Here is a 21,040-nt window from a genome sequence, read left to right on the forward strand (position 1 = left end):
TCAGGAGGCGGCGCCCGGCCTGTCCACCAGTTCGATCTGATCCACCGCGTTGCACCAGCGGCAGCGGACCGACTCGATGGTCTCACTGACCACCTGCCGCTCCTCGACCGTCGGGTCTCCCGCGAGGTCCAGATGGACGTACTCCACGACCTTGGAGGAGCGCGTCACGTCGAAGCGGGTCAGGTTGCCGCAGAGCGTGCAGCGCCACCGGGTGTCGGCGGTCGGCAGGGGAACCGTCGTCATCGTGCCGTCCTTCTTCCTGTTGCTGGTACCAGGTGCGGGAGCCGCGGTGCGCCGTCGAACTGCGGTCGTACTGCCCGTTACCCTACGGCCTCGCCGGTACGCGGGGGCACGGCGAGGCACTCTGTCCAGTTCGACCCCGGTACGCCATGATCTGTCCATGATCGACTGGCGAGGTGCGGTCCGTGCTGTCCTGGGGTCCCGGCGCGGCACCCGCGGTGGCCCCACCGTGACGTACGGACTGATCGCCGCCTGCTGCGTGCTCTTCGTGATCGGCCCGGTCTCCGGGCTCAACCCGGTGTACGGGACGGGGGACGAGCTCCTCGCGGCCCAGGGCGCGTACTTCCGGCGCTGGGGTGTCGTCCCCGCCGAGCTGATGAGCGGCGAGCCCGGAGCCCTGCTCACCCCGCTCACCGCGCTCTTCGTCCACGGCAGCTGGCTCCACCTGCTGGGAAACATGCTGTTCCTGTACGTCTTCGGGGCGATGGCCGAGGAGCGCATGGGTCCCGTCGAGTTCGCCCTCTTCTACCTGGGCACGGGCTACCTCGCGCTGCTCGGCTACGCGGTGGCGCACGCGAACAGCGAGCAGACCCTGGTCGGGGCGTCCGGGGCGATCTCCGGTGTGCTCGGGGCCTTTCTCTTCCTCTTCCCGCGCTCCCGGGTCACCAGTCTCTTCCCGTTCCTCTTCTTCCTGCCGCTGCGCTTTCCGGCCTGGATCGTGCTGATCTTCTGGTTCGCGCTCCAGTGGCTGGCCGCGCAGGCGGCGGGCGCCGGTCCCGGCGTCGCCTATCTGGCCCATGTGGTGGGCTTCTCCGTCGGCTTCCTCTACGCCTGGGGGCGCTACCGGGGTGGGGATAGAGTGAAAGCCCAAGCCGCGGCGACCGAGGGAGAAAGCCAGCCGTGATCACCGCGATCGTGCTCATCAAGACCAGCGTGGACCGCATCCCCGAGATCGCCGAGTCGATCGCCGGGCTCGACAGCGTCAGCGAGGTCTTCTCGGTGACCGGCACCTACGACCTCATCGCCATGGTCCGCGTGCCCCGCCACGACGACCTGGCGGACGTCATCCCCGGCAGCATCAGCAAGATCCCGGGCGTCGAGGCCACGGACACGCATGTCGCCTTCCGTACGTACTCCCAGCACGATCTGGAGGCGGCCTTCGCCATCGGCCTGGAGTCCTGAACCTCGTTCACGGCACGGGTGAAGGGGGCCTCCCGAACGGGAGGCCCCCTTCACCCGTACGAGTGAGTGATCAGCCGCGGTCCGGGACGCAGCGGCCGTCCTCGGTACGGTACTTCCACTGCGCGCCGTCGCGGACGAGCTCCTTCACGGCGCCGACGAACCGCTCCACGTGCTCGTCCGGCGTGCCGGCGCCGAAGCTCACCCGGATGGCGTTGAGCGACCGCTCCCCCGGGGCCGCCTCGGGGGCGCCGCACTCGCCGGGGTCCTGCGGGTCGCTGCCGAGCAGGGTACGGACCAGCGGGTGGGCGCAGAAGAGACCGTCCCGGACGCCGATGCCGTACTCGGCGGAGAGCGCGGCGGCGAAGTGGGAGCTGTTCCAGCCGTCCACGACGAAGGAGATGACGCCGACGCGGGGCGCGTCGTCGCCGAACAGCGAGAGCACCTTGACCTCGGGAACCTCGGCGAGTCCCGCCCGGACCGTGGCGATGAGGTGCCGCTCGCGCTCGACGAGCGAGTCGAAGCCGGCCTCGGTGAGCGCCTTGCAGGCGGAGGCGATGGAGTAGACGCCGATGACGTTCGGCGAACCGGCCTCGTGCCGGGCCGCGGTGGTGTGCCACTCCACGTCCACACCACCGTCGGCCCGACGGGCCACCTTGCGGGAGGCGCCGCCGCCCGCGAGGTAGGGCTCGGAGTCCCGCAGCCAGTCGGCGCGGCCCGCGAGGACGCCGGAGCCGAAGGGCGCGTACAGCTTGTGCCCGGAGAAGGCGATCCAGTCCACGTCGAGTTCCTGGACGGAGACCGGGTGGTGGGGCGCGAGCTGGGCGGCGTCGAGCACGATCCGGGCGCCGTGCGCGTGCGCGGCGGCGGCGAGTTCCCTCACCGGCCACAGCTCACCGGTGACGTTGGAGGCGCCGGTGACGCAGACCAGGGCGGGGCCGTAGGGGGCGCGGTCGGCGAGGGCCCGCTCCAGGGTGGCGACGGCCTGCTCCGGGGTGCGCGGCGCATTGAGGTAGGTCACGCGGGCGTCGCGCCAGGGCAGCAGCGAGGCGTGGTGCTCGGTCTCGAAGACGAAGACCTGGCAGTCGGCCGGCAGCGTGGCGGCGAGCAGGTTGAGCGAGTCGGTGGTGGAGCGGGTGAAGACGACCTGGTCGTCGGGGCGGCAGTCGAGGAACTCGGCGACGGTGACGCGGCTGTTCTCGAAGAGGTCGGTGGAGAGCTGGGAGAGGTACCCGGCGCCGCGGTGGACGCTGCCGTAGTAGGGGGCGTACGCAGCGACGTCGTCCCAGACCCGCTGGAGGGCCGGTGCGCTGGCCGCGTAGTCGAGCGCCGCGTAGGTCACCTCGCCGCCGGTGACGAGCGGGACGGTGACGTCCCGGCCGAGCACGGGGAGCGGGGCGGCGCAGCAGGGGTCGGCCGATTCGGCGGCGGTCTCGGCGAGGGGGACGGCGGCGGTCTCGACGGTGGCGACGGCGGCGTCAGGGCGTGCGGACATGGCGGTATCTCCCGGCGGGCGGTGCGGAATGGCTTCGGTGAACCCGCACACGGCCGGACGCGCCGGGGTACGGGGTGATGCCTCGGAAGACACGGGTGCGCAGAGGGTGCAGGGGCACTCAGGGGTACACGGGGTACGCGGAAGTGACCCTGATCCGGTGATCCGAGGGTGAAGAAGGGGCGTACTCGCCCTATCGCATTCGCTTGCTCACGGAAAACGCTCCTCGAGAGACCAGGACCCCTGGTGTTCGAGGGGTCCGCGCTTGCCGTAGACCTCGCTGCCTACGGCCTGGTCATCACCCGGGGCACCCCGCCACGGACGGAGGGTTGCCGGACAGCAAGCCGGGGCCAAAACGCTGTCACTCGTGACCTGTAGAGCATCCTGCCACATGATCGCCGAAGCGCAAGACCCCGGTCCGCATACTGGACCGGGGTCGTGGGCGTACGAGGTGCGGGGGTCAGGCGTTGCTGGCGGCCACCCAGCGCTCCAGGGCCCGGCGGGCCTCGCCGGAGTCGATCGACTCCGCGGCCTTCTCGATGCCGGCGCGGATCTGCTCCACCAGGGTGCTGTCCCCCGGTGTGAGCGCGGTCAGCGCCGCCGCCGAGTTGAGCAGCACCGCGTCCCGTACCGGACCGGTCTCCCCCGCGAGCAGCCGGCGGGCCACGTCGGCGTTGTACGAGGCGTCGGCGCCCCGCAGCGCCTCCACGGGCACGAGGTCGATGCCGACGTCCCGGGGGTCGAAGGCCTCCTCCCGCACCGCGCCGTCGCGGACCACCCAGACCCGCGAGGTGGCGGTGGTGGTCAGCTCGTCGAGGCCGTCGTCACCGCGGAAGACGAGCGCGGAGGAACCGCGCTCGGCGAGCACCCCGGCGACGATGGGAGCGACCCGGGCGTCGGCGACACCGGTCGCCTGGGACCGGACGCGGGCCGGGTTGGTGAGCGGACCGAGGAAGTTGAAGACGGTCCGGATGCCCAGCTCCTTGCGGGCCATCGCCACATGGCGCAGCGCCGGGTGGAACTTCACGGCGAAGCAGAAGGTGATCCCGGCCTCCTCGGCGACCTCGACGACCCGCTTCGGGGTCAGGTCCAGGTTGACGCCGAGCTTCTCCAGGACGTCGGAGGCGCCGGAGGCGGAGGAGGCGGCCCGGTTGCCGTGCTTGACGACCTTGGCTCCGGTGCCGGCCACGACGATCGCCGACATCGTGGAGATGTTGACGGTCTTGGCGCCGTCGCCGCCGGTGCCGACGATGTCGACGGTGGCGCCGGGCACCTCGATCGTGTTCGCGTGCTCGTACATGGTGCGGACGAGGCCGGTGATCTCCTCCACGGTCTCGCCCTTGGCCCGCAGGGCCACGACGAAGCCGGCGATCTGGGCGTCGGTGGCCTCGCCGCGCAGGATCCGGTCCATGGCCCAGGCGGTGTCCTCCGCGCTCTGGTCGCGGCCGGACAGCAGACCGTCCAGGACGACGGGCCAGGAGCGGCCCGCCGACGTAGGTCCTCCAGCGGGGGTCGCAGCGCTCATGGCAGCTCCTGGTCGGTCACGTGACGGCTAGGACTCCACCCTATCGACCCCCGGGGACGGCAAAGAGCCCCGTCCATCGAATGGACGGGGCTCTCACCGTGGCGACTTGTCGAAAGTCAGGAGTTCAGGCGATCAGTGGTGGCCGTGGCCGCTCTGGATCTCCTTGTACTCCTCGACCGTGGGCTTGGCGATCTGGCTGTCGTCGCCGTAGTAGCCCTTGTTGAGCTTGACCCGGAGCTTCTCGATGCGGCCGACCTTGCGCTCCACACCGTTCTCGTCGACGGCCGGCGGCAGCGCCGCGGCGTCGTACTGCTCGTGCGCGGTGAGGCGGTGCAGCTCGCCCTGGCTGAGCGGCTCGTGGATCTCGACGAACTCACCGTGCGGCAGGCGCTTGATGATGCCGGACTCGCGGCCGTGCAGCACCTTGTCCTTGTCGCGGCGCTGGAGGCCGAGGCAGATCCGCTTGGTGACGACGAACGCGATGACCGGGCCGACGAAGAAGAAGATCCGCACGAACCAGGTGATCGAGTTGAGCGACAGGTGGAAGTGGGTCGCCCAGAGGTCGTTTCCACCACCCACGAGCATGATCATGTACGCGGTGATCCAGGCGACACCGAAGCCGGTGCGCGTCGGAGCGTTGCGCGGGCGCTGCGCGATGTGGTGCTCGCGCTTGTCGCCGGTGATCCACGACTCGATGAACGGGTAGACCGCGATCGCCGCGAGGACCGCCGGGAAGATCGCCAGCGGGATCATCACGCCGAGAACCAGCGTGTGGCCCCAGAGGTTGATCTCCCAGCCCGGCATGACACGGATCAGACCCTCGGCGAAGCCCATGTACCAGTCGGGCTGGGCGCCGGTGGACACCTGGTCCGGGCGGTACGGGCCGATGGCCCAGATCGGGTTGATCGAGGCGATCGCCGCGACGATGGCGATGACACCGAAGACCAGGAAGAAGAAGCCTCCGGCCTTGGCCATGTAGACCGGCAGCAACGGCATGCCCACGACGTTCTTGTTCGTACGGCCGGGGCCGGCGAACTGCGTGTGCTTGTGGAAGAACACCAGGATGAGGTGGGCCACCACGAGGCCGAGCATGATGCCGGGCAGCAGCAGGACGTGGGCCGAGTAGAACCGGGCCACGAAGTCGCCGCCGGGGAACTCCCCGCCGAACAGGAACATCGACAGGTAGGTGCCGATGACCGGGACGGACAGGATCGCGCCCTGCATGAAGCGGACACCGGTGCCGGAGAGCAGGTCGTCCGGGAGCGAGTAACCGGTGAAGCCGGTGAACATGCCCAGGAAGAACAGCAGGAAGCCGAACAGCCAGTTGATCTCACGCGGCTTGCGGAACGCGCCCGTGAAGAACACGCGCATCATGTGCACGAACATGCCGGCCAGGAAGATCAGCGCCGCCCAGTGGTGGATCTGCCGGATGAGCAGACCACCGCGGACCTCGAACGAGATGTGCATCGTCGAGTTGAACGCCTCGGACATCAGCTGCCCCTGGAGCGGGACGTACGGTCCGACGTACTCCACCTCGTTCATCGACGGGTGGAAGAACATCGTCAGATAGACGCCCGTCAGGATGATGATGAGGAAGCTGTAGAGGCAGATCTCGCCCAGCATGAAGGACCAGTGGTCCGGGAAGATCTTCCGCATGTTGGACTTGGCCAGCGTGTAGATGCCCAGGCGTCCATCGGCCCAGTCGGCGACCCGCTCACCGGCGGGGGCCTTCTTCGTATCGGTCACGGTGCTCATCCGCGCTCCCAGAAGGACGGACCGACGGGCTCGTCGAAGTCGCCGAGCGCCTCCAGGAAGCCCTTGTCGTTCACGCCGATCCGCAGCTGCGGGAGGGCGTGACCGGCCGGGCCGAAGATGACGCGGGCGCCGTCGGAGAGGTCGAAGGTGGACTGGTGGCACGGGCAGAGGACGTGGTGCGTCTGCTGCTCGTACAGGGAGATCGGGCAGCCCACGTGGGTGCAGATCTTCGAGAAGGCGACGATGCCCTCGTGCGACCACTCGAGCTCGCGCTTGTCCTTGATGTCCTCCGGCTGGATCCGGACGATCATCAGGGCGGCCTTGGCGATCTCGGTCTGGAAGTGGTGGTCGTGCTCCGAGAGGCCCTCGGGCATCGCGAAGGTCAGCGAACCGACCGCGACGTCCTCGGGACGCAGCGGCTCGTGCGTGTTCATGTTGATGAGCTGAAGACCCTTGGCCCACATCGTGGACCGGAGCTTCTTCTCGGGCAGCGGGCCCATGTCACGCAGCAGCACGATGCCGGAAAGCGGAACGAGCGACAGCGCACCGAACATCGTGTTGCGGATGAGCTTGCGGCGGCCCATGCCCGACTCGGCGGCACCGGCCGCGAAGTCCGACATGACCTTCGCCTTGGTCTCGGCGTCGGCCGCGATCGGGTGACGCTCGTCCGCGATCTCGACGTCGGACATCAGGGTGCGGGCCCAGTGGACCGCGCCCGCTCCGATGAAGAAGAGCGCGAGACCCAGGGTCCAGCCCAGGGCGAAGTTGAGCGCGGACACCCGGCCGAAGGGCCAGATGTACACGATCTTGTCGACCGGGAAGATCACGTACGAGGCGATGAAGCCGATCGTGGCCAGCATCGACAGCGTGAACATGAACGCCACCGCGCGCTCGGACCGACGCGCGGCCCGCTCGTCGATGTCCTGGATGCGGGGCTTGTGGGGCGGGAGGCCCGGGTCGGCGAACGGGTCGTCGGCGACCTTCACCGCGCCGTGCGCGGTGTCCTGCCCTGCCGGCAGGTTCTCTTCTGGAATCTCTTGGCTACTCATGACTTCTTGGCCTTAGCGGTGTGGGCCGCGACCCAGATGGCAACTGCGATCAGCGCACCCAGGCCGAAGACCCAGGCGAACAGGCCCTCGGAGACGGGGCCGAGGCCACCGAGCGAGAGACCGCCCGGGCTGTCGGCCTTGTCGCCGTTGACGGCCTGGACGTACGCGATGATGTCCTTCTTCTCCTTCTCGGGCATCGTCGTGTCCGGGAAGGAGGGCATGTTCTGCGGGCCGGTCTGCATGGCCTCGTAGAGGTGCTTCGGGCTCACGCCTTCGAGGTTCGGGGCGTACTTGCCGTAGGTCAGCGCGCCGCCCTCACCGGTGAAGTTGTGGCACTGGGCACAGTTGGTGCGGAACAGCTCGCCACCCTTGGCGATGTCGGCACCGTCAGGGCTGTACTGGCTCTCGGTCGGCGTGATCGGACCGGCGCCGAGAGAAGCGACGTACGCCGCGAGCTGATCGATCTCAGCCTGCGAGTAGATGGTCTTCTTCTTCGGGACCTGGGCGCCCGGCTGCTGGGCCGGCATGCGACCCGTGCCGACCTGGAAGTCGACGGCGGCCGAACCGACGCCGACGAGGGAGGGGCCGTCAGTGGTGCCCTGACCGCCGGTTCCGTGGCAGCTGGCGCAGCCGACGGAGTAGAGCTTCTTCCCCTCCTCGATGGCGAGGGACTGGGCGGTTTCATCGGCCTTCGCCGTGCCCGCGGGCGCGAACGCGGCGTACAGCCCCCCAGTGGCCGCCAGCGCGAGAAGTAGGACGACGACCGCCGCCAGCGGATGGCGTCGTCGTGCGGAGAGCTTTTTCACGGATTACCCCGGTGTCAGGATCTTCTGCGTCGATGCTTGCTGGATGTCTCGGTCCGCCGTGTGCGGCGGTGCCGACTACTTGATCATGTAGATCGTGGCGAAGAGGCCGATCCAGACGACATCGACGAAGTGCCAGTAGTAGGACACGACGATGGCGGCGGTTGCCTGCTCGTGAGTGAACCTCTTGGCGGCGTACGTCCGGCCGAGGACCAGCAGGAAGGCGATGAGACCGCCCGTCACGTGCAGGCCGTGGAAGCCGGTGGTCAGGTAGAACACGGAGCCGTACGGGTCCGACGAGAGCGAGAGGCCCTCGTGCTTCACCAGCTCCGTGTACTCGAAGACCTGTCCGCCGATGAAGATCGAACCCATCACGAACGTGATGATGAACCACGACCTGAGCTTCTTCACGTCGCCCCGCTCAGCGGCGAAGACGCCGAGCTGGCAGGTGAGTGAGGAGAGCACCAGGATCGTGGTGTTGGTAGCCGAGAACGGGAAGTTCAAGGCATCTGCCTTTTCCGCCCAGAACTCGGCCCCCATCACGGATCGCAGGGTGAAGTACATCGCGAAGAGGGCCGCGAAGAACATCAGCTCGGAGCTCAACCAGATGATGGTTCCGACGCTGGTGAGGTTCGGTCGATTGACCGACGGGTGCGCGTGCCCTGTTTCTACTGTCGTTACTGTCGCCACGACCGACATTATGTCGGTCGCTTATCCCGCCCTCACTCCGGGGGGTGCCGTTCGGAGTGTCAGAGGGGTGTGTCCAGCCCGAACGGCCCAGTGCGAGGGCTCCCCGGCACCCTTCGAACAGGTGTTGAACGGGTGTTGACGGGGTGTGGACCGGAGTAGCATCCGCGCATCGGTCGACGACGACCCACCCGCCTTCCCAGCCGGAGGAACGATGCAGTCGAGTGCCACGGTCCTGGTCTACAGCGACGACGCGAACACCCGCGAGCAGGTACGGCTGGCGGCGGGGCGCAGGCCCGCGTCGGACGTTCCCCCGGTCGAGTTCGTGGAGTGCGCGACCCTGCCGGCGGTGCTGAAGCGCCTGGACGAGGGCGGCATCGACGTCTGCGTCCTGGACGGCGAGGCGGTGCCCGCGGGCGGGATGGGCGTCTGCAGGCAGATCAAGGACGAGATCTTCCACTGCCCGCCGGTGCTGCTGCTCATCGGGCGGCCTCAGGACGCCTGGCTGGCCACCTGGAGCCGCGCGGACGCCGCGGTCACCCTTCCGGTGGAACCGGTCGAGTTCGCGGCGTCCCTGGCCTCCCTGATCCGCTCGCGCCTGTCGATCGACGCGTGAGCTGATCAGATCGAGGGCCTGAGGCGGGCCTTCTCCGTGGGGGCCACCGGGTTTCCGGCGGCCTCCACCAGGGCGCTGCCCTCCCGCCACTTGGCCCACGGCAGGTTCCAGTCGCCGAAGCCGTTGCCGAAGGTGTCCATCGTGTCGCCGTAGCTGTTGACGACGCGGACGATGTCGCCGGGGCGGACGGTCTCGTAGAACCAGGCCGCGTTCCCGGTCGACATGCCGACACAGCCGTGGCTGACGTTCGCCACGCCCTGCGAGCCGACCGACCAGGGCGCGGCGTGGACGTACTCGCCGCTCCAGGTGACCCGGGTGGCGTAGTAGACGGGCAGGTCGTACGACTCGGAGCTGCCTTCGGCGATGCCGATGCTGGTGCCGCGCATCCTGACGTAGTACTCCTTGCCGAGCACCACTTTGATGCCGTTTCGGGTGGAGAAGCCCGGTTTGCCGGTGGTCACCGGAATGGTATTGATCACTTCTCCGTTGCGCCGCACGGTCATGTAGTGCGACCCGGCGTCCGCGACGGCCTCGATCCGGTCGCCGATCGTGAGCTTCAGCGACTTGGACGCGCCGCCGTAGAGCTTGTCGCCGACCTTGAGTCCGTCCAGGTTCCCGGTGACCGTGACCTGTGCGCCGGCCGGCCAGTACTCCTTCGGGCGGAAGTGCAGCTTCTTGTCGTCCACCCAGTACCAGGTGCCCTCGACGGACGGCGTGGAGCGGACCTTGAGGGCCCGTTCGACGACGGCACGGGCCGTGCGGTCCTTGACGGGGAGGCTGAGCTCGGCCGTGATGGGCTGTCCGACGCCGTATGTGCCCGCCTCGGGGCCGAATGCCACGGTGAGCGCCCGTTTGGCCGGTGCCGTCTCGAACGTGAACGTACGGGCGCCTGGAGCGCCGTCCTCGTCCTCGGTGGCGACGCGGACCGTGTAGCGGGCGCCGGCCGCCAGGGCGGCCGTGGAGCGCCAGCGCCGTCCGTCGGCGGTGAGTTCGCCCGCCAGATGGTGGCCGGAGGCGTCTATGGCGGTGACGTCGGTGATCCTGCCGTCGTCACCCTTGGCGGTGACTTCCAGAGGCTTCTCGGGGTCCGCCTTGGCGCCGTCCGCGGGAGCGCTGACCGCGAGCTGATCCGCCGCGTCGTACGCCCTCGCCGACAGCGGATGGCCGTCGGAACCGGCACACGACGTGGCGGCCGCGGTGACGCTGACGGCCAGAAGAGTGCAGCTCAGAACAGTCCGAATGCGCGGCGTGTCGTTCATGACCTCACGCTAAGGACTGTCCTCCGCACCAGCGCGTCGAGTGCGGCAAAAGAGGGGCCCGGACACTTCGATGACGAAGTGTCCGGGCCCCTCGGGCGCTCCGGTGGAGCGGGGTACCGCTACTGGTTCTGGTTCTCACCGCGGTAGAACTCGAAGACCCAGCCGAACAGGCCGACGAGGATCAGCGGGGCGGAGAAGTACAGGATCCACCAGCCCATCGCGATGGCGAGGAAGGCGAGCGCGCCACCGACGGCCAGCGACAGCGGCTGCCAGCTGTGCGGGGCGAAGAAGCCCACTTCACCGGCCTCGTCCGCGACGTCGGCCTCCTTGTCGTCCTGCGCCATCGCGTCGACACGCCTGGCCGTGAAGGCCAGGTAGTAGCCGATCATGATGGAGAGGCCGAACGCCAGGAACAGCGCCGTCGTGCCGACCGGCTCCTTCGACCACACGCCGTACAGGACGGCCATGGCGAGGATGAAGACGCTCAGCCAGATGAACATCTTGCCCTGGATCTTCACTTGCCGGCCTCCTTGCCGCCCGTGAGGGCCTCGGCCACGTGACCCTTGTTCTCGAGCTGGTCGAGAGCCGCGATCTCAGGGTGGTGCAGATCGAACGCCGGGGATTCCGAACGGATCCGCGGCAGGGTGAGGAAGTTGTGCCGCGGCGGCGGGCAGGACGTCGCCCATTCGAGCGAACGGCCGTAGCCCCACGGGTCGTCGACCTCGATCTTCTTGCCGTACTTGGCGGTCTTCCAGACGTTGTAGAGGAACGGCAGGATCGACAGACCGAGCAGGAAGGAAGAGATCGTCGAGATCGTGTTCAGGGCCGTGAAGCCGTCGGCGTCGAGGTAGTCCGCGTAACGACGCGGCATGCCCTCGGCACCGAGCCAGTGCTGCACGAGGAAGGTGCCGTGGAAGCCGATGAACAGCGTCCAGAACGTCATCTTGCCGAGCCGCTCGTCCAGCATCTTGCCCGTGAACTTCGGCCACCAGAAGTGGAAGCCGGCGAACATCGCGAAGACCACGGTGCCGAAGACGACGTAGTGGAAGTGCGCGACGACGAAGTACGAGTCGGAGACGTGGAAGTCCATCGGCGGCGAGGCCAGGATGACGCCGGTCAGACCACCGAAGGTGAAGGTGATCAGGAAGCCGATCGTCCAGAGCATCGGTGTCTCGAAGGACAACGAGCCCTTCCACATCGTTCCGATCCAGTTGAAGAACTTCACGCCCGTCGGCACGGCGATGAGGAACGTCATGAAGGAGAAGAACGGGAGGAGCACGCCACCGGTGACGTACATGTGGTGGGCCCACACGGTCACGGACAGGCCGGCGATCGCGATGGTCGCGGCCACCAGACCGATGTAGCCGAACATCGGCTTGCGGCTGAAGACCGGGATGACCTCGGAGATGATGCCGAAGAAGGGCAAGGCGATGATGTACACCTCTGGGTGTCCGAAGAACCAGAAGAGGTGTTGCCACAGCAAGGCGCCGCCGTTGGCCGCGTCGAAGACATGGGCACCGAACTTGCGGTCCGCCTCCAGGGCGAACAGCGCGGCCGCCAGGACCGGGAAGGCGAGCAGGACCAGAACACCGGTCAGCAGCACGTTCCAGGTGAAGATCGGCATGCGGAACATCGTCATGCCCGGAGCGCGCATGCAGATGATCGTGGTGATGAAGTTGACCGAACCGAGGATCGTGCCGAAGCCGGAGAAGGCCAGACCCATGATCCACATGTCGGCGCCGACACCCGGCGAGCGGACGGCGTCCGACAGCGGGGAGTAGGCGAACCAGCCGAAGTCGGCCGCACCCTGCGGGGTGAGGAAGCCGGCCACCGCGATGATCGAGCCGAAGAGGTACAGCCAGTACGCGAACATGTTCAGCCGCGGGAACGCCACGTCGGGCGCGCCGATCTGCAGCGGCATGATCCAGTTCGCGAAACCGGCGAACAGCGGCGTCGCGAACATCAGCAGCATGATCGTGCCGTGCATCGTGAACGCCTGGTTGAACTGCTCGTTCGACATGATCTGCGTACCCGGACGGGCCAGCTCGGCGCGCATGAAGAGCGCCATGAGTCCGCCGATGCAGAAGAAGACGAACGACGTGACCAGGTACATCGTCCCGATCGTCTTGTGATCGGTGGTGGTCAGCCACTTGATCACGACGTTGCCGGGCTGCTTGCGCCGTACGGGCAGCTCGTTCTCGTACGAGTCCTCAGCTGCGGCGGCACCCTGGGTTTCGTTGTGGATGCTCACAGTTGGTTCTTCTCCGCATTCCTGGCCGGGTCCGTCTGCTCGATGCCAGACGGGATGTAGCCGGTCTGCCCCTTCTCGGCCAGCTCCTTCAGGTGCTGCTGGTAGCGCTCCGGGGAGACCACCTTGACGTTGAAGAGCATCCGGGAGTGGTCGACACCGCACAGCTCGGCGCACTTGCCGAGGAAGGTGCCTTCCTGCGTCGGGGTGACCTCGAAGGAGTTCGTGTGACCCGGGATGACGTCCTGCTTCATGAGGAAGGGGACCACCCAGAAGGAGTGGATGACGTCACGGGAGGTCAGGACGAACCGGACCTTCTCGCCCTTCGGCAGCCACAGGGTCGGACCCGGGTTGCCGGTCTGCGGGTTGCGGTCACCCGGGACACCGGCGTCGTAGACGCCGCCGGCGTTGTCCGGGAAGTCGTCCTGGAACTTGTCCGGGATGGCCGCGAGGTTCTTGTCCGTCTTGGCGTCGCCCTTCACACCGGGCACGTTCTCGACGTAGTTGAAGCCCCAGCTCCACTGGTAGCCGACCACATTGACCGTGTGGGGCGGCTTCGGGGTGAGCTCGAGGAGCTTCGACTCGTCGCGCGCGGTGAAGTAGAAGAGCACCGAGACGATGATGAGGGGGGTGACCGTGTACAGCGCCTCGATGGGCATGTTGTAACGGGTCTGCGGAGGTACCTCGACCTTGGTCCTGCTCCGCCGGTGGAAGATGACGGACCAGATGATCAGGCCCCACACCAGGATTCCGGTGATGAGCGCGGCAGCCCACGAGCCCTGCCACAGGGAGAGGATCCGAGGCGCCTCTTCCGTGACGGGGGTGGGCATACCAAGGCGGGGGAAGTCTTCCCAGTTGTACGAGCAGCCCGTGGCTGTCGCCAGGATCAGGCCCGCAGTCAGCACCTGCGGCAGCTTCCGCCGCATCGGGCGCCGCGACGAGCGGTCGGAGCCGTTGGGACTCACGTAGCGCCTTCCCGAGAGTCTCGGCCCGCGTTGGTCGGCCACGGCCGTCCGTCTCGCTGGTCGGTCGCCGCCCCGGCCGCGGGCAGGGGTTTGGATGTTTATGCGGACCAAACCCTACTGGACGCTATTTGGGGTCGCGCGGGGAGGGTGCCCAACGCGCCGTCCGAGTCCCCGAAGGGGTGGACTCCGGGGTTCCGCAGGGGGGTCGGACGCGTCCGTTCGGCGGTCTGCCGGTGTACGGCGAGGCGGTTCTGACGAGGGCTCACGGGGGTGGGGCGGACGGGCGCGGCGGCGGGCTCGGCGGGGGCCGGTGCGGGCGCGGGGCCGGATGGACCGGGGCTTCGGTCCGGGCGCGGCGCGGGGGTGCCCGGGGGCGGTCGGTCCTGGTCTGGTGCGGGCGGCGCGTGCGAGGGGCTCGGGCGGGGGGCGCGGCCTGGGGCGGGCGGTCGGGTGGGCGGCTCGGGGTGAGCGGCGTGGGGTGAGCGGCGTGTCATGGCCCGGGGGCCGCTGGTCAGGGGGGTGGCATGGCCCCAGCCGGTCCGTGCGGCGTGGCCCGGGCGGGCGGCCGGCATGGCCCGGGCGGCCTGGCGTGGCGCGGGTGCGGCGCGGTGTGGCCCGGGTGCGGCGTGGCGTCGCGCCGGGTGGGCGAAGGCCGTCCGGGGCCAGGCCCTACCGTGGGCGGATGCCGTACTTCGACGCCGCGTCCGCCGCCCCGCTGCACCCCGTCGCCCGCCAGGCGCTGCTCGCCTCCCTCGACGAGGGCTGGGCCGATCCGGCCCGGCTGTACCGGGAGGGGCGGCGTGCCAGGCTGCTGCTCGACGCCGCGCGGGAGGCGGCGGCGGACTCCGTGGGGTGCCGACCCGACGAGCTCGTATTCACTCCTTCGGGGACGCGCGCGGTTCACGCGGGAATCTCGGGATCTCTCGCGGGGCGTCGGCGTGTCGGAAGCCGGGTCGTGGTCTCCGCGGTCGAACACTCCTCCGTACTGCACGCGGCCGAGAGCCACGCGGCGGCGGGCGGAGCGGTGACGGAGGTCCCTGTGGGGCGGACGGGAGCGGTGGACGCGGACGGGTTCGCGGCCGCGCTCGACTCCGGGGACGCGGGCCCGGCCGCCCTGGCGTGCCTCCAGTCGGCCAACCACGAGGTGGGGACCGAGCAGCCGGTGGCGGAGGTGGCCGAGGCCTGCCGGGCGGCGGGCGTGCCGCTGCTCGTGGACGCGGCCCAGTCGCTGGGCTGGGGACCGGTGGAGGGCGGCTGGTCGCTGCTCGCGGCGAGCGCGCACAAGTGGGGCGGGCCGGCCGGTGTGGGGCTGCTCGCGGTGCGGAAGGGCGTGCGGTTCGCGCCGCAAGGCCCTTCGGACGAGCGGGAGTCGGGCCGGGCGCCCGGTTTCGAGAACCTGCCGGCGATCGTGGCGGCGGCGGCCTCGCTGCGGGCGGTACGAGCGGAGGCGGCGGCCGAGGGGGCCCGGCTGCGGGCCCTGGTGGACCGGATCCGGGCGAGGGTGCCGGAGCTCGTCCCGGACGTGGAGGTGGTGGGAGACCCGGTGCGGCGACTGCCCCATCTGGTGACGTTCTCCTGTCTGTACGTCGACGGGGAGACGTTGCTGCACGAGCTGGACCGGGAGGGGTTCTCCGTCTCGTCCGGTTCCTCGTGCACGAGCTCGACGCTGACGCCCAGCCATGTGCTGCGCGCGATGGGGGTGCTGAGCGAGGGGAACGTCCGGGTGTCGCTGCCCGCCGGCACGGCGGAGGAGGACGTGGACCGCTTCCTGGAGGTGCTGCCGGGGGTGGTGGCGGGGGTACGGGAGCGGCTCGGCGCGCCGGTGACGTCACCGGCGGTCGCGCCGGGACCGGACTCCCTCGTGGTGGACGCGCTCGGCCGGCGCTGCCCGATCCCGGTGATCGAACTGGCGAAGGTCATCGGGGACGTGCCGGTGGGCGGGACGGTGACGGTCCTGGCGGACGACGCGGCGGCGCGGCTGGACATTCCGGCCTGGTGCGAGATGCGGGGGCAGGAGTACCTGGGCGAGTCGCCTGCGGCGGGGGGCGGGGTGGCGTACGTGGTACGCCGGGTGAGCTGACGCTCCGGCGCCGTGCCGGTCCGCGACCGCGGGGCTCGCGGAGCCGCGTCGCGCAGTCCCCGGTCGCGCGGCCCGTCCGCCTGCCGCGCGCGCACGCCTCGTGGGGGTGCCGCCCGCGCCACCCTCACGCCTGCCGGGGCCGCGCTCCCGTCGCCGACCGCCGTGTGGACCGTCGTCCCTCCCCCAGACTTCGTCCGGGGGTGCCCCCAGGGCGGGACGACCGCCCACGACGACGGCGGCGAGGGCGGCGAGGGCGGCGAGGGCGGCGAGGGTCAGGACAGGTGGGACTGGACCTCTGTCGCCGCTTCTTCGCCGTACGCCTTCTTGAAGCGGTCCATGAAGTTCGTCCGCCGCAGCGTGTACTCCTGCGTTCCCAGCGTCTCGATCACCAGCGTCGCGAGCATGCACCCGACCTGCGCCGCACGCTCGTGGCCCACACCCCAGGACAGGCCCGTCAGGAAGCCCGCGCGGAACGCGTCGCCGACGCCGGTCGGGTCGACCTTCGCCGTCTCCTCCGCGCACGCGACCTCGATCGGCGTGTCGCCGACGCGCTCGATGCGCACGCCGCGCGAGCCGAGCGTGGTGACGCGGTGGCCGACGCGGGCGAGGATCTCGGCGTCGGTCCAGCCCGTCTTGGACTCGATGAGGCCCTTCTCGTACTCGTTGGAGAAGAGGTACGTGGCGCCGTCCAGGAGCGTGCGGATCTCGTCGCCGTCCATCCGCGCGATCTGCTGCGAGAAGTCCGCGGCGAAGGGGATGCCGCGCGTCTTGCACTCCTCCGTGTGGCGGAGCATCGCCTCGGGGTCGTCGGCGCCGATGAGGACGAGGTCGAGCCCGCCCACCCGGTCGGCGACGGCCTTCAGCTCGATCAGCCGGGCCTCGCTCATCGCGCCCGTGTAGAAGGAGCCGATCTGGTTGTGGTCCTTGTCCGTGGTGCAGACGAAGCGGGCCGTGTGCAGGACCTCGGAGATGCGGACCGAGCCGGTGTCGACGCCGTGGCGGTCGAGCCAGCCGCGGTACTCGTCGAAGTCGTAGCCGGCCGCGCCCACCAGGATCGGGGTGCCGCCGAGCTGGCCCATGCCGAAGCAGATGTTGGGGCCGACGCCGCCGCGCCGGACGTCGAGGTTGTCGACGAGGAACGAGAGGGACACCGTGTGCAGCTGGTCGGCCACCAGCTGGTCGGCGAACCGGCCGGGGAAGGTCATGAGGTGGTCGGTGGCGATGGAGCCGGTGACTGCGATACGCACGGCGGGGTGCTCCTGCGGGAAGGCGGCAATGACGGACTTTCACGCTACCGGCTGGTGGCCTCACTGCCGAACAGTGGAAACTACCCCAGAGTAGGTCTTTTCCCCGGGGGCGTGCGGTGCATACGGTGCGCCCATGACCATCTACCCCGCTTCACGTGAGCGACACGAGTCCGAGCCGAGCCTCGCCGACCTGCGGGGCGACGGCGCGCGGATGGCTCCGCACTGGGTGACTCCCGCCGCTCCGGCGCCCGCTCCGGTCTCCCCCGCGCTGATCCACGGGGTCGTCGTCCCGGCGGCCTCGGCACGGCTCATCGACGCGACCGCCGAATACGGCGGCTGAGGGACGGAACCGTCCGCGCACCCGCTCCGTCCCATCGGCGTCCGGTCGAGACGAGGGAGCGTTGCGGTGAGCGGAACGGAGAACGTACAGAGGCGGCGGAGCGTCATCGCGGCCTCGGTGGCGGCGGGTGTGCTGCTCGCCGGGGGCGGTGGCGTCTACCTCGCCACCACGGCATCCGGTGACGGAACCGGCGCGGCCGCCAGGGCCGCCGAGGCGACCGGTCCGCCGCCCCCGCTGCGCCTGGAGGGCGACAGCGGCGATGCCACCACCGGTGGCGACACACGGGGCGGTCCGGGCATCGCGCCCGGCGAGCCCGACCCCGGAGGCGGCCCGAACGGGACCGTCTACACAGCCAAGGGCCCACTCCCCCAAGGGCCCTCCTCGGCCGCGGTCCACCGGCCCGAGGGCCTGGTCACCTCGGCGGAGGTGACCAGGCTGGCCGAAGCGCTGGGCATCTCCGGGAGTCCCTCACTGGTGGGTGAGGTCTGGACGATCCGGCCCGAGAAGGACGGTTCGGGAGCCCGCCTCGACGTGGCACGGAAGGCGCCCGGGAACTGGACGTACTCCTGGTACGACGGCGGTCCGGCCGGCGACGCCTGCCTCAAGGGCAAGGCCTGCCCGCCGCCGGGCGAGTCGAAGCCCGCGCCGGGCGGCACACCGCTCAGCGAGGCGGCGGCGAAGGCGGCGGCCGCGCCGATCCTGAAGGCGCTGGGCCAGGACGATGCCAAGGTCACCGCGACCGGTGTGGTGAACGGTTCGGTGCGGGTGGTCAACGCCGATCCGGTGGTGGGCGGGCTGCCGACGTACGGCTGGTCGACGGGGCTGCACATCGCCCGGGACGGCCGCGCGGTCTCCGGGAGCGGGACGCTCAAGGATCCGGCCGAGGGCGCCACGTACCCGGTGATCGGGGCGGCGAAGGCGCTCGCCGCGCTGAACGAGGACTCGAAGGGCACCGGCCCGATCGGTGTGGGGCGCTGCCCCACGGCCCCGCCCGGCGTGGACGGGAACGGGAGGACGGAGGACGCCCGGACCGGCGGGAAGCCCGCGCCGGGGCACGTCGAGCCCACTCCGCCCTGCCAGACGATCGTGGACAGGGCCGCGCCCGACCAGGTGCCGGTGACCGCCGCGGTCTTCGGGCTGGCGGCGCGGGACGTGGCGGGTGAGCGGGTGCTCGTACCGTCGTGGCTGTTCACCGCGGACCCGGCCGAGGGCGCGCCGTACACGGTGGTGCGGACGGCGGTGGCTCCGGAGTACCTGGTACCCCCCGAGAAGCCCTCCCAGGAACCGACGCCGGCGCCCACGCCCCCTCCCGGTGACGGTGCGCAGGCCGCGCGGGTCGTCGAGTCCGTCCGAGTCCAGGGGGGCGGCAAGGAGCTGGCCGTCACCTTCTGGGGCGGGGTGTGCAGCACGTACACCGTGAAGGCCGACGAGCAGCCGGACCGGGTGACGGTGCGGATCGTGGAGAAGACCGATCCCGACCGGGTCTGCATCATGATCGCCAAGGACTTCACGACGACGGTGACGCTGGGGAGCCCGCTGGGCGACCGGCCGGTGGTCGACGCGGCGAGCGGCGAGGCGGTGCCGCGCCGCTGAGAACGGGCGGGCGGGTACGACCGAGGGCGGCGGCCCGGGATCTCTCCCGGGCCGCCGCCCTCGGACATGTACAGCCGTGCGCGGCTTAGCTGAACGAGTCGCCGCAGGCGCAGGAACCCGTGGCGTTCGGGTTGTCGATGGTGAAGCCCTGCTTCTCGATGGTGTCGACGAAGTCGATCGAGGCGCCGCCCAGGTACGGGGCGCTCATGCGGTCGGTGACGACCTTGACGCCGTCGAAGTCCTTCACGACATCGCCGTCGAGCGAACGCTCGTCGAAGAACAGCTGGTAACGCAGGCCGGAGCAGCCGCCGGGCTGAACGGCGACGCGCAGGGCCAGGTCCTCGCGGCCTTCCTGGTCGAGGAGGGCCTTGACCTTGGCCGCGGCGGCGTCGGACAGGAGGATGCCGTCGCTGACAGTGGTCTTCTCGTCCGATACGGACATCTGCTTCTCTCCCGGTGTGTACGGAGACTGCTTGCCGACGGTTGCAACCGACGGTGCCCCGGATTCATTCCGGGCCGTGTGGGGTCTTTCTCTCTTCATGCTCGCACACCCTGTCCCGAAGCGGGGACGGCCGAGGTCACCGGTGGGGGCGACGGAGCCCGGCGTCGGCGACCGCGAATTCGTCACATCGACACTATGGACATCGTCAACGTGACGTGAAGCGGTTATGATAGATAGCGTCATTTCGACGAAAAGGTTCTCCGAAGAAAGGGTGCGTGACGTGACCACGGCCCAAGCCCGTCATGATCTCGACGTCCAGCCGTCGCCGCTCGCCCTGCTTCTGCTCGGTCGCGAGGCCGACCCGAAGAGCGAGCGCGGCGTGGAGTGTCCCGGCGATCTGCCGTCGCCCTCCGACCCGGACCTGGTGGCGCGCGCCCGCGCTGCCAAGGAGAAGCTCGGGGACAAGGTCTTCGTGCTCGGCCACCACTACCAGCGCGACGAGGTCATCCAGTTCGCCGATGTCACCGGCGACTCGTTCAAGCTCGCGCGTGACGCGGCGGCCAAGCCCGAGGCCGAGTACATCGTCTTCTGCGGCGTGCACTTCATGGCCGAGTCGGCCGACATCCTGACCGGCGACGAGCAGAAGGTCGTCCTGCCCGACCTCGCGGCCGGCTGCTCGATGGCCGACATGGCCACCGCCGAGCAGGTCGCCGAGTGCTGGGACGTGCTGACCGAGGCCGGCATCGCCGACCAGGTCGTGCCCGTCTCGTACATGAACTCCTCGGCCGACATCAAGGCCTTCACCGGCAAGCACGGGGGCACGATCTGCACCTCGTCCAACGCCGAGCGCGCCCTGGACTGGGCCTTCGAGCAGGGGGAGCCCGGCACGACCAAGGTGCTGTTCCTGCCGGACCAGCACCTGGGCCGCAACACGGCCGTCCGCGACATGGGCATGTCCCTCGACGACTGCGTCCTGTACAACCCGCACAAGCCGAACGGCGGGCTGACCGTCGAGGAGCTGCGCGCCGCCAAGATGATCCTGTGGCGGGGTCACTGCTCGGTGCACGGCCGCTTCTCGCTGGACTCGGTCAACGACGTCCGCGAGCGCGTCCCGGGCGTGAACGTGCTCGTCCACCCCGAGTGCCGGCACGAGGTCGTCGCCGCCGCCGACTACGTGGGCTCGACCGAGTACATCATCAACACCCTGGAGGCGGCCCCGGCCGGTTCCAAGTGGGCGATCGGCACGGAGCTGAACCTGGTCCGCCGTCTGGCGAACCGATTCGCCGATCAGGACAAGGAGATCGTCTTCCTCGACAAGACGGTCTGCTTCTGCTCGACGATGAACCGCATCGACCTGCCGCACCTGGTGTGGACCCTGGAGTCGCTGGCCGAGGGCAACCTCGTCAACCAGATCCAGGTCGACAAGGAGACGGAGAGCTTCGCGAAGCTCGCGCTGGAGCGGATGCTCGCTCTGCCGTAACGGTCCTCCGGTCCGTACGCCGAAGGGGCGCCCCGCGTGA

Annotated in this window: 20 protein-coding genes and 1 riboswitch; of the genes, 7 read left to right on the forward strand and 13 right to left on the reverse strand. The window is 69.7% G+C overall.

The window, feature by feature from the left end; translation table 11 throughout:
* A complete protein-coding gene (locus OG392_RS10585; protein WP_030314394.1) occupies positions 1–243 on the reverse strand; it encodes a hypothetical protein in 243 nt (80 codons plus the stop codon).
* Positions 244–400: 157 nt separating this feature from the next.
* Here OG392_RS10585 and OG392_RS10590 point away from each other — a divergent pair, with 157 nt between their 5' ends.
* Both OG392_RS10590 and OG392_RS10595 read left to right on the forward strand, forming a co-directional pair.
* Positions 401–1,144, forward strand: a complete 744-nt coding sequence (locus OG392_RS10590; RefSeq protein WP_329277929.1) for a rhomboid family intramembrane serine protease — start codon at positions 401–403, stop codon at positions 1,142–1,144.
* Positions 1,141–1,422 carry an Lrp/AsnC family transcriptional regulator gene (locus tag OG392_RS10595; protein WP_015033007.1) on the forward strand — a complete coding sequence of 94 codons (282 nt, stop codon included), beginning with the start codon at positions 1,141–1,143 and terminating at the stop codon, positions 1,420–1,422. Before OG392_RS10590 ends, OG392_RS10595 begins: the two co-directional genes overlap by 4 nt.
* A gap of 70 nt (positions 1,423–1,492) precedes the next feature.
* Here the strand turns inward: OG392_RS10595 and OG392_RS10600 are convergent, their stop codons facing one another.
* From OG392_RS10600 to ctaE, 6 genes are all read right to left on the reverse strand, one after another.
* Positions 1,493–2,914 carry an aminotransferase class V-fold PLP-dependent enzyme gene (locus OG392_RS10600; protein ID WP_329277932.1) on the reverse strand — a complete coding sequence of 474 codons (1,422 nt, stop codon included), beginning with the start codon at positions 2,912–2,914 and terminating at the stop codon, positions 1,493–1,495.
* A gap of 253 nt (positions 2,915–3,167) precedes the next feature.
* Positions 3,168–3,284: riboswitch (SAM riboswitch) on the reverse strand.
* Between the two features lie 87 nt (positions 3,285–3,371).
* The gene (trpD, locus tag OG392_RS10605; protein WP_329277934.1) at positions 3,372–4,436 is read right to left on the reverse strand and encodes an anthranilate phosphoribosyltransferase; all 1,065 of its coding nucleotides are present in this window, start codon (positions 4,434–4,436) and stop codon (positions 3,372–3,374) included.
* A 132-nt stretch (positions 4,437–4,568) separates the two neighbouring features.
* Complete coding sequence (gene qcrB, locus OG392_RS10610; protein ID WP_329277936.1) at positions 4,569–6,191, reverse strand: cytochrome bc1 complex cytochrome b subunit; 1,623 nt, start codon at positions 6,189–6,191, stop codon at positions 4,569–4,571.
* Positions 6,188–7,240 carry a cytochrome bc1 complex Rieske iron-sulfur subunit gene (gene qcrA, locus OG392_RS10615; protein WP_329277938.1) on the reverse strand — a complete coding sequence of 351 codons (1,053 nt, stop codon included), beginning with the start codon at positions 7,238–7,240 and terminating at the stop codon, positions 6,188–6,190. The genes qcrB and qcrA overlap by 4 nt, the downstream gene beginning before the upstream one ends.
* The gene (gene qcrC, locus OG392_RS10620; protein WP_329277941.1) at positions 7,237–8,046 is read right to left on the reverse strand and encodes a cytochrome bc1 complex diheme cytochrome c subunit; all 810 of its coding nucleotides are present in this window, start codon (positions 8,044–8,046) and stop codon (positions 7,237–7,239) included. The genes qcrA and qcrC overlap by 4 nt, the downstream gene beginning before the upstream one ends.
* A 75-nt stretch (positions 8,047–8,121) precedes the next feature.
* Positions 8,122–8,742, reverse strand: coding sequence for an aa3-type cytochrome oxidase subunit III (gene ctaE / locus OG392_RS10625; RefSeq protein WP_189830686.1), 621 nt, complete (start codon positions 8,740–8,742; stop codon positions 8,122–8,124).
* Between the two features lie 202 nt (positions 8,743–8,944).
* Here ctaE and OG392_RS10630 point away from each other — a divergent pair, with 202 nt between their 5' ends.
* Entirely contained in the window at positions 8,945–9,346 is a 402-nt protein-coding gene (locus tag OG392_RS10630; RefSeq protein WP_073916676.1) for a hypothetical protein, read from the forward strand.
* Positions 9,347–9,351: 5 nt separating this feature from the next.
* Here the strand turns inward: OG392_RS10630 and OG392_RS10635 are convergent, their stop codons facing one another.
* The 4 genes from OG392_RS10635 to ctaC form a co-directional block, all read right to left on the reverse strand.
* Positions 9,352–10,605 (reverse strand): L,D-transpeptidase, encoded by a 1,254-nt coding sequence (locus tag OG392_RS10635; protein ID WP_329277947.1) that lies wholly within the window; start codon positions 10,603–10,605, stop codon positions 9,352–9,354.
* Between the two features lie 119 nt (positions 10,606–10,724).
* Entirely contained in the window at positions 10,725–11,123 is a 399-nt protein-coding gene (locus tag OG392_RS10640; RefSeq protein WP_329277949.1) for a cytochrome c oxidase subunit 4, read from the reverse strand.
* Positions 11,120–12,856, reverse strand: coding sequence for an aa3-type cytochrome oxidase subunit I (gene ctaD, locus OG392_RS10645; RefSeq protein ID WP_329277951.1), 1,737 nt, complete (start codon positions 12,854–12,856; stop codon positions 11,120–11,122). The genes OG392_RS10640 and ctaD overlap by 4 nt, the downstream gene beginning before the upstream one ends.
* Positions 12,853–13,818: an aa3-type cytochrome oxidase subunit II gene (gene ctaC / locus OG392_RS10650; RefSeq protein WP_329277953.1), complete on the reverse strand. Its 966-nt coding sequence runs from the start codon at positions 13,816–13,818 to the stop codon at positions 12,853–12,855. The genes ctaD and ctaC overlap by 4 nt, the downstream gene beginning before the upstream one ends.
* 682 nt (positions 13,819–14,500) lie before the next feature.
* Between ctaC and OG392_RS10655 the strand changes: the two genes are divergently transcribed.
* Positions 14,501–15,898, forward strand: coding sequence for a cysteine desulfurase/sulfurtransferase TusA family protein (locus OG392_RS10655; RefSeq protein WP_329277955.1), 1,398 nt, complete (start codon positions 14,501–14,503; stop codon positions 15,896–15,898).
* A 272-nt stretch (positions 15,899–16,170) separates the two neighbouring features.
* On the opposite strand, the gene OG392_RS10660 is transcribed toward OG392_RS10655, so the two are convergent.
* Positions 16,171–17,145, reverse strand: a complete 975-nt coding sequence (locus OG392_RS10660; RefSeq protein WP_329277957.1) for a carbohydrate kinase family protein — start codon at positions 17,143–17,145, stop codon at positions 16,171–16,173.
* 133 nt (positions 17,146–17,278) lie between these two features.
* Here OG392_RS10660 and OG392_RS10665 point away from each other — a divergent pair, with 133 nt between their 5' ends.
* Positions 17,279–17,485, forward strand: coding sequence for a hypothetical protein (locus OG392_RS10665; RefSeq protein WP_148004440.1), 207 nt, complete (start codon positions 17,279–17,281; stop codon positions 17,483–17,485).
* 66 nt (positions 17,486–17,551) lie between these two features.
* The gene (locus OG392_RS10670; RefSeq protein ID WP_329277959.1) at positions 17,552–19,078 is read left to right on the forward strand and encodes a hypothetical protein; all 1,527 of its coding nucleotides are present in this window, start codon (positions 17,552–17,554) and stop codon (positions 19,076–19,078) included.
* A gap of 85 nt (positions 19,079–19,163) precedes the next feature.
* Here the strand turns inward: OG392_RS10670 and OG392_RS10675 are convergent, their stop codons facing one another.
* Positions 19,164–19,520 carry a HesB/IscA family protein gene (locus tag OG392_RS10675; protein WP_015033024.1) on the reverse strand — a complete coding sequence of 119 codons (357 nt, stop codon included), beginning with the start codon at positions 19,518–19,520 and terminating at the stop codon, positions 19,164–19,166.
* Positions 19,521–19,791: 271 nt separating this feature from the next.
* Here OG392_RS10675 and nadA point away from each other — a divergent pair, with 271 nt between their 5' ends.
* Positions 19,792–21,000 carry a quinolinate synthase NadA gene (nadA, locus tag OG392_RS10680; RefSeq protein ID WP_329277960.1) on the forward strand — a complete coding sequence of 403 codons (1,209 nt, stop codon included), beginning with the start codon at positions 19,792–19,794 and terminating at the stop codon, positions 20,998–21,000.
* Positions 21,001–21,040: the final 40 nt, after the last annotated feature.

It is taken from the genome of Streptomyces sp. NBC_00691, assembly GCF_036226665.1.
Lineage (GTDB): Bacteria > Actinomycetota > Actinomycetes > Streptomycetales > Streptomycetaceae > Streptomyces.